The organism is Micromonospora sp. C28SCA-DRY-2 (assembly GCF_030519475.1).
GTDB lineage: Bacteria > Actinomycetota > Actinomycetes > Mycobacteriales > Micromonosporaceae > Micromonospora.
Genome location: NZ_JAUMKD010000004.1, coordinates 266,866 through 280,807, shown reverse-complemented (window position 1 = coordinate 280,807; position 13,942 = coordinate 266,866). Strand labels below are relative to the sequence as shown.

Below are 13,942 nucleotides of genomic sequence, written 5' to 3'. Positions count from 1 at the left end.
CGGCCCGGGCTACCCGCTTCGTGTGCCACGCCCCTGATAGAGCACGGCCGTCGACCAGGTCGGCACGATCCGGGGCGACGGACCGGCGTCCGTCGCGTCCGGACGGTCGCCCTCACGCATCCGCCGCAGCAGCCAACCCAGCAGGCCGCCGATCGCCGGCCGGACGCCGCGCAGCCGCAGCCCTACGCCGTGCCGGGCGCACTCCGCCACCAGCGCCCGGGCGTCCACGAACAACCGCGGATCGTGGATCCCGCGCGGCACGGTGGGCAGCCGCTCGGCGATCCGGACGGCGAGCAGCCGGCTCAGCGCGGTGTCGTTGAGGGTGTCCAGCACCAGCAGGCCGCCCGGCCGGAGCAGCCGGCAGGCCTCGGCCACCGCGCGCCGCCAGTCGGGCACGTGCTCCAGCAGCTCGCCGGCGGCCACCACGTCCGCGCAGCCGTCGGCGAGCGGCACCGCCGTGGCGTCCCCCTGGACCACCGTCACGCCGTGCTCGGCGGCCTGGTCCAGGGCCGACCGGGTGAGGTCCACGCCGACGTGCCGGTAGCCCTTGCCGGCCAGGTGCGGGGCGAGCAGCCCGGCGCCGCAGCCCAGGTCGACCAGGAGCGCGCCGGGCCGGGACGCCGGCGGCACCAGCGCCGCCCGGGCCTCGGCCAGCCAGTGCAGCATGGCGAACGCGCCGTCCGGCCGCCACCACTCGCCGGCCAGGTCGTCGTACTGGCGCGGATCGTTGCGCGGCAGGGTCCGGCCCGCGTCTCGCATGGCTCCGAGCGTGGCACGACTCACCGGTAACGACCAGACTTCCGTTATGTCGTCGACGGTGTTAGGGCTGGTCAGGGCGAGCCATCCGGAACCGGCCGCGGCGGTCACCACAGTGGCCGGTCTGCTCGCCGCGGGAGTGGGCCACCGGCCGTCCGGAGTGGTCGCCGTGGTGCTCACGGTGCTGGCCAGCCAGCTCGCCGTCGGCTGGGCCAACGACGCGCTCGACGCCGACCGGGACGCCACGGTGGGGCGTACCGACAAGCCGGTCGCCGCGGGCGCGGTCGGCCGGCGCACGGTGGCCCTGGCCGCGACGGCGGCCGCGCTCGCCACCCCGACGCTCGCCCTGGCCACCAACCCGCTGGCGGCGCTCTGCGCCACCGCCGGCCTGGTCTCCGCCCTGCTCTACGACTGGCCGCTGAAGTCCAGCCCGGTCTCGGTGCTGCCGTACGCGGTCTCCTTCGGGTCGCTGCCCGCCTTCGTGGTGCTGGCGCTGCCCGGCGCGCCCGCGCCACCGGTCTGGCTGGTCGCCGCCGCGGCCTGTCTGGGCGCCGGCGCGCACTTCGCCAACGTCCTGCCCGATTTCGCCGACGACGCCCGGACCGGGGTGCGCGGGCTGCCGCACCGGCTCGGGCCGGCCGGCAGCCGGGTGGCCGCCGCCGGGCTGCTGCTCGCGGCGACGGCCACCCTGGTGGTCGGGCCGCCCGGCCCGCCGTCGGGGGTCGGCCTGGCCGCGGTCGCGGCCGCCGTCGTGGTGCCGCCGCTGAGCTGGTACGGCGGGCGGGCCACCGCCCGGGCCGGCGGCCGCCCGGTGGCCGCCTTCCGGGCGGTGATGCTGGTGGCCCTGATCGACGTGGTGCTGCTGGTGAGCAGCGGGCGGGTGGTGTGAGGTACCCCCGCCAGGTGGCATCCCCGGGTCGGCGTGCGGCCCTCGATCAGCCCCAACTACCCTGGAGCGCGGTCTGCGCGGGCATGGCCACCGTGCGCCCGGGTAGGCCCGGGTGGGATCGTGACGAGGAGGACCGACGTGACGCGCTCGATCAGGGGTTCCCGGCGGGCGGCCCTGCTGCTGTCCGGGATGGCTGCGGCGACCGGGCTGCTGCTGTCCGGGTGCGGCGCCGGCCAGGTCTCCGAGACCGCCAACAAGGAGCCGTCGGTCCAGGGGGTCAACCTGTCGGCCCGTAACGGCGAGTTCGCGGTGCGCGGCCTGCTGGTCGAGTTCCCCGGCCTGGAGGGCTACCAGGCCGGCGCGAACGCGTTGCTCAACGCCGTGATCTACAACGACTCGCGGAACCCGGTCACGGTCACCGTCACCAGCCAGGACGCCCGCGAGGTGGTGATCACCGGCGACGGCGCGTCGGCCAGCCCGTCCGCCACCCCGTCCGAGGCGGCCTCCCCGACGGCCACCCCCGCGGAGACCGGGTCGGCCACCCCGACGGGCACGGCCAGCCCGTCCGGCACGGCCAGCCCGTCGGAGTCCCCGTCCGAGTCGCCGTCGGCGACCCCGTCCGCCCCGGCCGGTGAGCCGGCCCGGATCGAGATCCCGCCGCTGAGCTACGTGCAGCTCAACGCCGAGTCGAACCAGATCCTCCAGCTCGTCGGGCTGAACGAGGCGGTGCGCTCGGGGCAGAACATCTTCGTGACCTTCGACTTCGGCAACGGCGTCAGCCTCACCGGCCCGGCGCCGGTCGCGGTGCCGCTCACCCCGCCGGCCCGCCCGTCGCCGATCATCGAGCGCGAGGGCGGCTACGAGGGCCACGAAGCCGGGCACTGACCGCCCGCACGAGCATCCGGTGACACCGCCGGCGTGGTGACCGCCACGCCGGCGGTGTTTTCGTCGTACGCGGGGACTAACGTCCCGGTGTGACCACCTCCCGATCGACCTCACCCCGCGCCGGGGCGGCCGGGCGCGGCCGCGCGGCCGCCCGTGAGCCCCGCCCGGCCTACGAGTGCGACGCCTGCGGCCACCAGCCCCCGAAATGGGTCGGGCGGTGCCCGGAGTGCGGCGAGTGGGGCTCGGTGGTCGAGTGCACGGTGACCGGCCCGACCGTCTCCGGGCGGGTGGTCAGCTCCCGGATGCCGGCCGAGCCGGCCCGGCCGATCGCCACCATCAGCGCCGCGCCCGCCCGGGCCCGGCCGACCGGGGTGGGCGAGCTCGACCGGGTGCTCGGCGGTGGCCTGGTCCCCGGCGCGGTGGTGCTGCTCGCCGGCGAGCCGGGGGTCGGCAAGTCCACCCTGCTGCTCGACGTGGCCCAGCAGTGGGCCGCCGGCGCGGGCAGCCCCTCGCTGGTGGTCAGCGGTGAGGAGTCGGTCAGCCAGGTGCGGTTGCGGGCCGAGCGGATGGGCACCCTGCACGACCAGCTCTACCTGGCCGCCGAGAGTGACCTGGCCGCGGTGCTCGGGCACCTCGACGCGGTCAAGCCGGGCCTGCTGGTGCTCGACTCGGTGCAGACCATCTCGACCACCGGCACCGAGGGCGTGCCCGGCGGGGTGACCCAGGTCCGGGCGGTGACCGCCGCCCTGGTCGCGGTCGCCAAGGAGCGCGGCATCGCCACCGTGCTGGTCGGCCACGTCACCAAGGACGGCCAGGTGGCCGGGCCCCGGGTGCTGGAGCACCTGGTCGACGTGGTGCTGCACTTCGAGGGCGACAAGCACTCCTCGCTGCGGATGGTGCGCGGCGTCAAGAACCGGTTCGGCGCCGCCGACGAGGTGGGCTGCTTCGAGATGCACGAGGGTGGCATCAGCAGCCTGGCCGACCCGTCCGGGCTCTTCCTGACCCGCTACTCCGAGCCGGTGCCGGGCACCTGCGTCACGGTGGCGATGGAGGGGCGGCGGGCCCTGGTCACCGAGGTGCAGGCGCTGATCGGCGCCACGGTCGCCGGCTCGCCCCGGCGGACGGTCTCCGGGCTGGATTCGGCCCGGCTGGCGATGGTGCTGGCGGTCCTCCAGCGGCGTACCGAGCGGCTGACCCTGCACGACCGGGAGGTCTTCGCCGCCACGGTGGGCGGCATCCGGGTGGTGGAGCCGGCCGCCGACCTGGCCGTCGCGCTCGCGGTCGCCTCCGGCGGGCTCAACCTGGCCATCGCCCCGCACCTGGTGGCGATCGGCGAGGTCGGCCTGACCGGCGAGGTCCGGCGGGTCGGTGCGGTGCCCCGCCGGCTGGCCGAGGCGGCCCGGCTGGGCTTCCGCTACGCGCTGGTGCCACCCGGCTGCGGCCCGGAGAGCACCGGCGTCGCCTCGGAGCAGCTATTCGTGACGGAGGTCACCGACGTCCGGGCCGCGCTCCAGGCGGCGGCCCGCGTCTCCGCGGAGTGACCGACAGCGGGCCGCCGGGCGGGCAGCCGGGGCGATACCGGGCATCACGCAAGGGTCGGTGCGCACCACCCGCACCGGACATCGCGACACATCACAGTAACCACGACAGCACCCACCGCAGGGCAGTCCGTAGACTGTGCCCGTGCCGATCGACCGCGATACCACCAAGCCTGCCGGCGCGACGCCCCACGCCCGCACCGGCGCCGTGGGCTCGCCCGCCCGTCCGATCAGCGTCAACGTGACCGGGGGCGGCAGTTCCGCCGGCGATCCGCTCCGGGCCAACCTGGCCCTCATGGCGCCCGGCACCGCCCTGCGCGACGGGCTGGAGCGGATCCTGCGCGGCCGTACGGGCGCGCTGATCGTCCTCGGCTACGACAAGGTCGTCGAGGGTCTCTGCACCGGCGGGTTCCCGCTGGACGTCGAGTTCTCCGCCACCCGGGTCCGCGAGCTGTGCAAGATGGACGGGGCCGTGGTGCTCTCCAGCGACGGCACCCGGATCGTCCGGGCCGCTGTGCACCTGATGCCCGACCCGACCATCCCCACCGAGGAGTCCGGCACCCGGCACCGCACCGCCGAGCGGGTCGCCCGGCAGACCGGCTATCCGGTGATCTCGGTAAGCCAGTCGATGCGGATCATCAGCCTCTACGTCAACGGCCAGCGGCACGTGCTCGACGACTCGGCGGCGATCCTGTCCCGGGCCAACCAGGCGCTGGCCACGCTGGAGCGCTACAAGCTGCGGCTGGACGAGGTCTCCGGCACCCTCTCCGCGTTGGAGATCGAGGATCTGGTCACCGTACGCGACGCGGTGGCGGTGGTGCAGCGGCTGGAGATGGTCCGCCGGATCGCCGACGAGATCGCCGGCTACGTGGTGGAGCTGGGCACCGACGGCCGGCTGCTGGCCCTCCAGCTCGACGAGCTGATGGCCGGCGTGGACGCCGACCGCACCCTGGTCATCCGCGACTACCTCCCGGCCGGCCGCAAGTCGCGCACCCTCGACGAGGCGCTGGTCGAGCTGGACCTGCTCGGTGCCACCGAGCTGATCGACCTGGTCTCGGTGGCCAAGGCGATCGGCTACCCGGCCGCCTCGGACGCGCTGGACGCCGCGGTGAGCCCGCGCGGCTTCCGGCTGCTGGCCAAGGTGCCCCGGCTGCCGGTCGCCGTGGTGGACCGGCTGGTGCTGCACTTCGGCAGCCTCCAGCGGCTGCTCGGCGCGACCGTGGAGGACCTCCAGGCCGTCGAGGGGGTGGGCGACGCCCGCGCCCGCGGCGTACGGGAGGGGCTGTCCCGGCTCGCCGAGGCGTCCATCCTGGAACGCTACGTCTGACCGGCCGCTACGGGCTGACCGCCGGCCCGGCCGGCCCCGTGGGCGGTCAGCCGGTGAGGGTGAGCTTGACCGGCTCGCTGAGCTTGCTGCCGACCCGGGCGAAGACCTGGTACGTCCCGGCCGGCGGGACCTCGCCCGCGGCCACCCCGTTCGCGCAGCGGCTGGACGACTTGCCGTTCCAGCCGACCTGGTAGGACCGCTCGAAGCCGGGCGTGAACGACTGCACGTCGCGGCCCTTGCCGGTGCCGCAGGTGTCGGACGACCAGATCTTCTCGGCCCCGGACTTGATGAACAACTCCTGCGCGTCGGCGCCGACGTCGCGGCTGCAGGTCCGCTCGGACCGGTTCTTGATCTTCAGTTGCAGGTCCACCACCGCACCGCGGACCACCGACGCGGGCCGCGCCACCGGGGTCACGGTGATCTCGACGTCGGTGCAGGTGCCGTCGTCGACCACCGGCGCACCGGCGACCGGACCGTTGGTGACGGTCGGCTCCCCCGACGGTTCGGCGGAGCCCGCGTCGCCCGACGGCGGTGCGCCGGTCTGCGGGGTGAGCACCGAGCCGGTGGGTTCCGGCGTGGCGGCGGACGACGTGGCGCTGGCGCTCGGCTGCGCGCCGCCGGTCGTCTTCCGATCCGGATCCGAGCCGGTGCAGGAGTAGAGCAGGACAATCAGGAAAAGAAGCCCCGCTCCGAGTACGACGGCGCGACGCCGCCAGTAAACGGCGGGTGGCAGGGGGCCGACCGTCAGACGCATGATGCCCCCCACCGTAGCGGCGACCGCCTCCCAGCCCGCCGCGACGCGCCGGGGTGTCGACTGCTCACCGGATCAACCCTCCACTCACGACGGTCGCGGTCCCGCGCGGCGACCGCCCGCGACCCCTCGCACCGCACCTGCGGCCGGCCGCCGGCCCTCGCCGTCAGAGATAGACCTTGCGCTGGTAGACGGCGTGCGCGCCGGCGACCCGGTCGAGGAAGAGCAGCCCGGCGCAGTGGTCGATCTCGTGTTGCAGGGCCCGCGCCTCGAACCCGTCGGTGACCAGCCGCACCGGCGCACCGCTGCCGGGCAGCACGCCCTCCACCACCAGCCGGCTGGCCCGCTTCACGTCACCGGTCAGGTCGGGCACCGACATGCAGCCCTCGCGCCCCGGCTTCCACCGGGTCGCCTCGACCACCCGGGCGTTGCAGAGCACGAAGGTGCCGTGCACGGTGACCGCCTTCGGGTGGCCGGTGACGTCCACCGCGAAGACCTGCGCCCCCACCCCGACCTGCGGGGCGGCCAGGCCGACACAGCCCGGCGACACCCGCATGGTGGCGATCAGGTCGGCGGCCAGCCGCACGGTCTCCGCCGAGGTCGGGTCCACCTCGCCGCCGGGCCGGCTCAGCACCGGGTGCGGGGCGGCCACCACCCGACGCACCTCCCCCGGCACGGCCAGCGTGTCCGGGGTCCAGTCGCCGAGGCCGGCGTACCCGTCGGCGTCCGGTGCGTTCGCGTCGCCGGTCACAGCAGATCCGGGTCGGCCGGCCGGAGGCTCACCCCGACGCCCAGCTCGGCTGCCGTCTCGGCCAGCCGGCCGGCGAGCGCGTCGGCGGTGCCGGGCGGGAGGTCCACCTCGGCGACCACCACGTAGAGCGTCCCGGTGAGGCGGGTGCTCAGGTCGGTGACGTTGCCGCCCGCGTCGGCGAGCACCCGGGTCATCGCGGCCACGATGCCGAGCCGGTCGGCGCCGTGCACCGCCATCACGTACGGCTCGCCGCCCGGGGCCAGCTCACCGTCCGGGGTGACCGCGCGTACGGTCGCCAGCAGTTGACCGTCGGCGGCGAGCGGGGCCAGCGCGGCCTCCACCTCGGCGGCGGCCGGGCCGACGCAGATCAGCGTCATCGCGAAGTGCCCGCGCAGCCGGGTCATCGTGCTGTCGGTGAGGTTCGCGCCGAGCCGGGCGAGCACCTCGGCGACGTCGGCCACGATGCCCGGCCGGTCCCGGCCGATGACGGTGATCGCGAGCTCGTTCATCCGGGCATTCTGCCCGATCCGTCCGCCGTCGCCGCGACGGCCCGCCCGGGCCGCCCAACCTGCGGGACCGGGCCGCGTGACATCATCGGCTCCGCGATGAGTGCACCCACTTTCACCACCCTGGTCAGCCGGTGGTACCAGGAGAACGCCCGTGATCTGCCATGGCGCGCACCGGACGTGAGCCCGTGGGCGATCCTGGTCAGCGAGGTCATGCTCCAGCAGACCCCGGTGGTCCGGGTGGTCCCCGCCTGGCAGGCGTGGCTGGCGCGCTGGCCGGAGCCCGCCGCGCTGGCGGCGGACACCCCGGCCGAGGCGATCCGGATGTGGGGACGGCTCGGCTACCCCCGACGCGCGGTCCGGCTGCGCGAGTGCGCGGTGGCGATCGTGCAGCGGCACGGCGGCCGGGTGCCGGACCGGCTGGACCACCTGCTGGCCCTGCCGGGCATCGGCACGTACACGGCTCGGGCGGTGGCCGCGTTCGCGTACGGGCAGCGGCACCCGGTGGTGGACACCAACGTGCGGCGGGTGGTCGCCCGGGCGGTGGCCGGTGAGCCGGACGCCGGGCCGGTGACCCGGCCCGCCGACCTGGTCGCCACCGAGGAACTGCTGCCCGCCGAGCCGGCCGCCGCGGCGCTGGCCAGCGCGGCGTTCATGGAGCTGGGCGCGGTCGTCTGCACCGCCCGGGCGCCCCGCTGTGCCGGGTGCCCGGCCGAGTCGGTCTGTGCCTGGCGCGCCTCCGGCCAGCCCGCGCCGGCCGGCCCGACCCGGCGTCCCCAGCGGTACGCCGGCACCGACCGGCAGGTCCGCGGGCTGCTGCTCGGGGTGCTGCGGGAGGCCACCGGCCCGGTGCCGCGCCAGCGACTCGACCAGGTGTGGGCGGACGACGTACAGCGGTCCCGGGCCCTGGCCGCGCTGGTCCAGGACGGCCTGGTCGAGCCGGCCGACGACTCCTCCTTCCGGCTGACCGGCGACACGCCCACGCCCGCCACCTGACACCACGCCGCCGAGCCCGCCGCTGCGCGGCGCCGCGCCGGGCCGGGCCGGGCGGGCCGAGCCGGGCGGGCCGAGCCGGGCGGGCCGAGCCGGGCGGGCCGAGCCGAGCCAGGCCCCCGGCGAGCCGAGCGGGCCGAGCCGAGCCCGGCGAGCCGAGCGGGCCGAGCCGAGCCCGGCGAGCCGAGCGGGCCGAGCCGAGCCCGGCGAGCCGAGCGGGCCGAGCCGAGCCCGGCGAGCCGAGCGGGCCGAGCCGAGCCCGGCGAGTCGGGCGGAGCCGAGTCGGGCGGAGCCGAGCCGGGCCGCCCGTGGTCGGCTGACGATGCGCAGGTGTTTCAACGGGCGTACGCCCTGGCCCGAGGCGCGCGGTCGGGGGCGAGGGTGGGCGGGGCGCAGAAAGGGCGACGGCCCGGTGGCGGGTGCCACCGGGCCGTCGCCCTCGTGCTGTTCGGCCTTACTCGTCCGCGCCCGCGGCGGCGGTGCCGCCGAGGTCGGCCGGGACCGCGTCCGGCACGTCGACCGGCTTGTCGGCGCCCCGGAAGACGAGCTTGGACTTGTCGATGTTGCTCGGGTCGCCCTCGCAGTCCACCACCACGATCTGACCCGGGGTCAGCTCGTTGAAGAGGATCCGCTCGGAGAGGTTGTCCTCGATGTCGCGCTGGATCGTGCGACGCAGCGGACGCGCACCGAGCACCGGGTCGAAGCCCTTCTTCGCCAGGTACTTCTTGGCGTTGTCGGTCAGCTCCAGACCCATGTCTTTGTTCCGCAGCTGGGTCTCGATCCGCGCGATCATGATGTCCACGATCGAGAGGATCTCGTTCTCCCGCAGCTGGTGGAAGACGATGGTGTCGTCGATCCGGTTCAGGAACTCGGGCCGGAAGTGCTGCTTGAGCTCGTCGTTGACCTTCTGCTTCATCCGGTCGTAGTTGGACTCGGAGTCCTCCGACGCCTGGAAGCCGAGCGACACCGCCTTGGCCACGTCGCGCGTGCCCAGGTTGGTGGTCAGGATGATGACCGTGTTCTTGAAGTCCACGATCCGGCCCTGACCGTCGGTGAGCCGACCGTCCTCCAGGATCTGGAGCAGCGTGTTGAACACGTCCGGGTGGGCCTTCTCGATCTCGTCGAAGAGGACCACCGAGAACGGCCGACGCCGCACCTTCTCGGTCAGCTGCCCGCCCTCGTCGTAGCCGACGTAGCCGGGAGGAGCACCCACCAGCCGGGAGACCGTGTAGCGGTCGTGGAACTCGGACATGTCCAGCTGGATGAGGGCGTCCTCGCTGCCGAACAGGAACTCGGCGAGCGCCTTGGAGAGCTCGGTCTTACCGACGCCGGACGGGCCGGCGAAGATGAACGAGCCCGAGGGACGCTTCGGGTCCTTCAGGCCGGCGCGGGTACGCCGGATCGCCTTCGAGACCGCCTTGACCGCGTCCTCCTGGCCGATGACGCGCTTGTGCAGCTCGTCCTCCATGCGCAGCAGGCGCGAGGTCTCCTCCTCGGTCAGCTTGTAGACCGGGATGCCGGTCCAGTTGCCGAGCACCTCGGCGATCTGCTCGTCGTCGACCTCGCTGACGACGTCCAGGTCACCGGCCTTCCACTCCTTCTCCCGCTGGGCCTTCTGGCCGAGGAGCTGCTTCTCCTTGTCGCGCAGCTGCGCGGCGCGCTCGAAGTCCTGCGCGTCGATCGCCGACTCCTTGTCGCGACGCACCTGGGCGATGCGCTCGTCGAAGTCGCGCAGGTCTGGCGGCGCGGTCATCCGGCGGATCCGCATCCGGGCGCCGGCCTCGTCGATCAGGTCGATCGCCTTGTCCGGCAGGAAGCGGTCGGAGATGTAGCGGTCGGCCAGCGTCGCCGCCGCGACCAGGGCCGCGTCGGTGATGCTCACCCGGTGGTGCGCCTCGTAGCGGTCGCGCAGCCCCTTGAGGATCTCGATGGTGTGGGCCAGCGACGGCTCACCCACCTGGATCGGCTGGAACCGGCGCTCGAGAGCGGCGTCCTTCTCCAGGTGCTTGCGGTACTCGTCCAGCGTGGTGGCGCCGATGGTCTGCAGCTCGCCACGGGCCAGCATCGGCTTGAGGATGCTCGCCGCGTCGATCGCGCCCTCGGCGGCACCCGCACCCACCAGGGTGTGGATCTCGTCGATGAACAGGATGATGTCGCCCCGGGTGCGGATCTCCTTGAGCACCTTCTTGAGGCGCTCCTCGAAGTCACCGCGGTAGCGGGAACCGGCGACCAGCGCACCGAGGTCGAGCGTGTAGAGCTGCTTGTCCTTCAGCGTCTCGGGCACCTCGCCCTTGATGATCTTCTGGGACAGCCCCTCCACCACGGCGGTCTTGCCGACGCCGGGCTCACCGATCAGGACCGGGTTGTTCTTGGTACGGCGGGAGAGCACCTGCATGACCCGCTCGATTTCCTTCTCGCGCCCGATGACCGGGTCGAGCTTGCCCTCGCGGGCGGCCTGGGTCAGGTTGCGGCCGAACTGGTCCAGCACGAGGCTGGTGGACGGCGCGGCCTCGCCCGGCGCGGCGCCCGCCGCGGCCGGCTCCTTGCCCTGGTAGCCGGAGAGCAGCTGGATCACCTGCTGGCGGACCCGGTTGAGGTCCGCACCGAGCTTGACCAGCACCTGGGCGGCGACGCCCTCACCCTCGCGGATCAGACCGAGCAGGATGTGCTCCGTGCCGATGTAGTTGTGGCCGAGCTGCAGCGCCTCGCGCAGCGACAGCTCCAGCACCTTCTTGGCCCGCGGCGTGAACGGGATGTGCCCGCTCGGCGCCTGCTGGCCCTGGCCGATGATCTCCTCGACCTGCTGGCGGACGCCCTCGAGGGAGATGCCGAGGCTCTCCAGGGCCTTTGCCGCGACACCCTCACCCTCGTGGATCAGGCCCAGCAGGATGTGCTCCGTACCGATGTAGTTGTGGTTGAGCATCCGGGCCTCTTCCTGGGCCAGGACGACAACCCGTCGCGCTCGGTCGGTGAACCGCTCGAACATGCCCTCGTGCTCCTCACGTGCCGTGCGCCTTGATGGTCAAAGATCTTGGCGGGGCCGGTGCGCGAACGCCCGGGACGGGCGTCCTTGCCTCATTACTCTATCGCCGCGGACCGACTCAGCTGAGGTCGTGTGTCTCCGGCAGGAGCCGTGTACGCGTCGTTTTGCACAACCGTCCGCGCTCAGCGGGTGTTCCGGTACCCCGAGCGCTACGCGTAGAGCGAAATTCCGCCCGCCGGCGGGACACTCCTGGGACGGCCCGTGCGGGCCCCGAGAGCGCCCGCACGGTCGGAACGACGTCGGCGCGGCCGGCGCAGGGGGCCGTCCGACGGTCATCCACAAGCTGTGGAAAACTCCTCCACCGGCTGTGGACAACGCCCGCCCCGCCGGGATTCTTCCCGCCGTCCCCCCGGATCGCCCGGCGCCCGATCCCGCGCACGGGGGTCGAAACCGGACCCGGGGGCGGAAACGGCGACGCCGGCCCGGAGAGTGCTCCGGCCCGGCGTCGGGTCGCCCGTGGCGGCGCGTCAGCGCGTGGCGTGGTACTCGTCGACGATCTCCTGGGGGATCCGGCCCCGGTCGGAGATGTCCTTGCCGGCCTTCTTGGCCCAGGCGCGGATCGCCTTGTTCTGCTCCCGGTCGGCGGTGGCGCCGCCCCGGCCGCGTGCCGCCCGGCCGCCGACGACCACACCGCCCCGACCCACCTTGGTGCCCGCGCCGACGTACGGCGCGAATACCTCACGCAATTTCTCGGCGTTGGAACTCGACAGGTCGATCTCGTACTGAACGCCGTCGAGGGCGAACTTGACGGTCTCGTCAGCGTCCCCGCCGTCCAGGTCATCGACCAGCTTGTGAATGATCTGCTTGGCCACGTCCCACATTCCTTTCGAGCAGGGTGTACCTGCAAACTGCGAGAACAATAACCCGTGCGACGCGCGCCGCGTCAATAGGATGCGGTATCGATCCGGTAGAGGGATGTCGCGACTACTCCGGGCGCACCAACGGGAACAGGATCGTTTCCCGAATTCCCAGGCCGGTGAGCGCCATCAAGAGCCGGTCGATTCCCATTCCCATACCCCCGGCCGGCGGCATTCCGTACTCCATCGCGCGGAGGAAGTCCTCGTCCAGCCGCATGGCCTCGTCGTCGCCGCGGGCGGCGAGCTGCGCCTGGGCCAGCAGCCGCTCCCGCTGCACCACCGGGTCGACCAGCTCCGAGTACGCGGTGCCCAGCTCGAAACCGAGCACGTAGAGGTCCCACTTCTCGGCCAGGCCCGGCTCGCTGCGGTGCGCGCGGGTGAGCGGGCTGGTCTCCACCGGGTAGTCCCGGACGAAGGTGGGCGCCTCCAGACCGGGGACCACCAGTTCCTCGAAGAGCTCCTCGGCCAGCTTGCCGGGCCCCCACTTCGGGTCGACGGCGAGGCCGACCTTGTCGGCGTACTCCACCAGGCGGGCCCGTTCGGTGTGCACTGTCACCTCTTCGCCGAGCGCCTCGGAAAGCACCCCGAAGAGGGTGACCGAACGCCACTCACCGCCGAGGTCGAACTCCCGGCCGTCGGCGTGGGTGACCACCGTCGAGCCACCGACCGCGATCGCCGCCCGCTGGACGAGATTGCGGGTCAGCTCGGCCATCGTGTTGTAGTCGCCGTACGCCTGGTAGGCCTCCAGCATCGCGAACTCCGGCGAGTGCGAAGAGTCGACGCCCTCATTACGGAAGTTGCGGTTGATCTCGAAGACCCGCTCGACGCCGCCGACCACGGCGCGCTTGAGAAACAGTTCCGGCGCGATTCGCAGATACAGATCGGTGGCGAGCGCATTGCTGTGGGTCACGAATGGGCGGGCCGCCGCGCCACCGTGCAGCAACTGCAGCATCGGCGTCTCGACCTCGATGAAACCCTGCTCGTGCAGGGAATCGCGCAGACTGCGTACGGTGGCCGCGCGGGTGCGGACCATCTGGCGCGCCTGCGGGCGGACGATCAAATCGACGTAGCGCTGCCGGACCCGGGCCTCCTCGCTGAGCGGCTTGTGCGCCACCGGCAGCGGGCGCAGCGCCTTGGCGGTGACCGCCCACTGCTCGACCAGCACCGACAGCTCACCCCGGCGGCTGGTGATCACCTCGCCGGTCACCCCGACGAGGTCGCCGAGGTCGACCAGGCGCTTCCAGTCCTCCAGCCGCTCCGGCCCGACCCGGTCGAGGGAGAGCATCGCCTGCAACTCGGTGCCGTCGCCGTCCCGCAGGGTGGCGAAGCAGAGCTTGCCGGTGTTGCGTACGAAGATCACCCGCCCGGTGACCGAGGCCCGGTCGCCGGTGGCGGTGTCGGTCGGCAGGTCGGCGTACTTCTGGCGGATCTCGGCCAGCGTGTGGGTGCGCGGGAATCCGACCGGGTACGGCTCGACGCCGTCGGCGAGCATCCGGTCCCGCTTCTCCCGGCGGACCTTCATCTGCTCGGGAAGGTCGTCGGCGGGATCCACTGGCACGGGCTTCTGCTCGGTCGTCACGGCACGCTTCCTCAGAGGGAGTTGTTCGGCGGGGTCAACCCCCGAGCGTACTCAAGCACCCAGTTGC

General features: G+C 73.4%; 12 protein-coding genes. 5 read left to right on the top strand and 7 right to left on the bottom strand.

Annotated features, from left to right (window positions below; all coding sequences use genetic code 11):
• Window positions 1-9: 9 nt before the first annotated feature.
• Window positions 10-759 (bottom strand): methyltransferase domain-containing protein, encoded by a 750-nt coding sequence (locus Q3W71_RS18865; RefSeq protein ID WP_302920658.1) that lies wholly within the window; start codon window positions 757-759, stop codon window positions 10-12.
• 46 nt (window positions 760-805) lie between these two features.
• On the opposite strand from Q3W71_RS18865, the gene Q3W71_RS18860 reads away from it, so the two are divergent.
• From Q3W71_RS18860 to disA, 4 genes are all read left to right on the top strand, one after another.
• Window positions 806-1,645 carry a UbiA family prenyltransferase gene (locus Q3W71_RS18860; protein ID WP_302920657.1) on the top strand — a complete coding sequence of 280 codons (840 nt, stop codon included), beginning with the start codon at window positions 806-808 and terminating at the stop codon, window positions 1,643-1,645.
• A gap of 138 nt (window positions 1,646-1,783) precedes the next feature.
• Complete coding sequence (locus Q3W71_RS18855; protein ID WP_302920656.1) at window positions 1,784-2,530, top strand: hypothetical protein; 747 nt, start codon at window positions 1,784-1,786, stop codon at window positions 2,528-2,530.
• Window positions 2,531-2,619: 89 nt separating this feature from the next.
• The gene (gene radA, locus Q3W71_RS18850; RefSeq protein WP_302920655.1) at window positions 2,620-4,071 is read left to right on the top strand and encodes a DNA repair protein RadA; all 1,452 of its coding nucleotides are present in this window, start codon (window positions 2,620-2,622) and stop codon (window positions 4,069-4,071) included.
• A 142-nt stretch (window positions 4,072-4,213) separates the two neighbouring features.
• On the top strand, window positions 4,214-5,395 hold the full coding sequence (gene disA / locus Q3W71_RS18845) for a DNA integrity scanning diadenylate cyclase DisA (protein WP_088997993.1): 1,182 nt from the start codon (window positions 4,214-4,216) through the stop codon (window positions 5,393-5,395).
• A gap of 46 nt (window positions 5,396-5,441) precedes the next feature.
• Here disA and Q3W71_RS18840 read toward each other — a convergent pair whose 3' ends face one another.
• The 3 genes from Q3W71_RS18840 to Q3W71_RS18830 all read right to left on the bottom strand — a co-directional run bounded on the left by Q3W71_RS18840 (window position 5,442) and on the right by Q3W71_RS18830 (window position 7,406).
• Window positions 5,442-6,149, bottom strand: coding sequence for a hypothetical protein (locus tag Q3W71_RS18840; RefSeq protein ID WP_302920654.1), 708 nt, complete (start codon window positions 6,147-6,149; stop codon window positions 5,442-5,444).
• 163 nt (window positions 6,150-6,312) lie between these two features.
• Window positions 6,313-6,897 (bottom strand): peptide deformylase, encoded by a 585-nt coding sequence (locus tag Q3W71_RS18835; protein WP_302920653.1) that lies wholly within the window; start codon window positions 6,895-6,897, stop codon window positions 6,313-6,315.
• Window positions 6,894-7,406: a glycine cleavage system protein R gene (locus tag Q3W71_RS18830; protein ID WP_302920652.1), complete on the bottom strand. Its 513-nt coding sequence runs from the start codon at window positions 7,404-7,406 to the stop codon at window positions 6,894-6,896. The genes Q3W71_RS18835 and Q3W71_RS18830 overlap by 4 nt, the downstream gene beginning before the upstream one ends.
• Before the next feature lie 96 nt (window positions 7,407-7,502).
• Between Q3W71_RS18830 and Q3W71_RS18825 the strand changes: the two genes are divergently transcribed.
• The gene (locus Q3W71_RS18825; RefSeq protein WP_302920651.1) at window positions 7,503-8,399 is read left to right on the top strand and encodes an A/G-specific adenine glycosylase; all 897 of its coding nucleotides are present in this window, start codon (window positions 7,503-7,505) and stop codon (window positions 8,397-8,399) included.
• 451 nt (window positions 8,400-8,850) lie between these two features.
• Here the strand turns inward: Q3W71_RS18825 and Q3W71_RS18820 are convergent, their stop codons facing one another.
• The 3 genes from Q3W71_RS18820 to lysS form a co-directional block, all read right to left on the bottom strand.
• Window positions 8,851-11,382 (bottom strand): ATP-dependent Clp protease ATP-binding subunit, encoded by a 2,532-nt coding sequence (locus Q3W71_RS18820; RefSeq protein ID WP_088996392.1) that lies wholly within the window; start codon window positions 11,380-11,382, stop codon window positions 8,851-8,853.
• A gap of 524 nt (window positions 11,383-11,906) precedes the next feature.
• Complete coding sequence (locus Q3W71_RS18815) at window positions 11,907-12,251, bottom strand: Lsr2 family protein (RefSeq protein WP_197700191.1); 345 nt, start codon at window positions 12,249-12,251, stop codon at window positions 11,907-11,909.
• Window positions 12,252-12,363: 112 nt separating this feature from the next.
• Window positions 12,364-13,818, bottom strand: coding sequence for a lysine--tRNA ligase (gene lysS, locus Q3W71_RS18810; RefSeq protein WP_302921014.1), 1,455 nt, complete (start codon window positions 13,816-13,818; stop codon window positions 12,364-12,366).
• Window positions 13,819-13,942 lie beyond the last annotated feature (124 nt).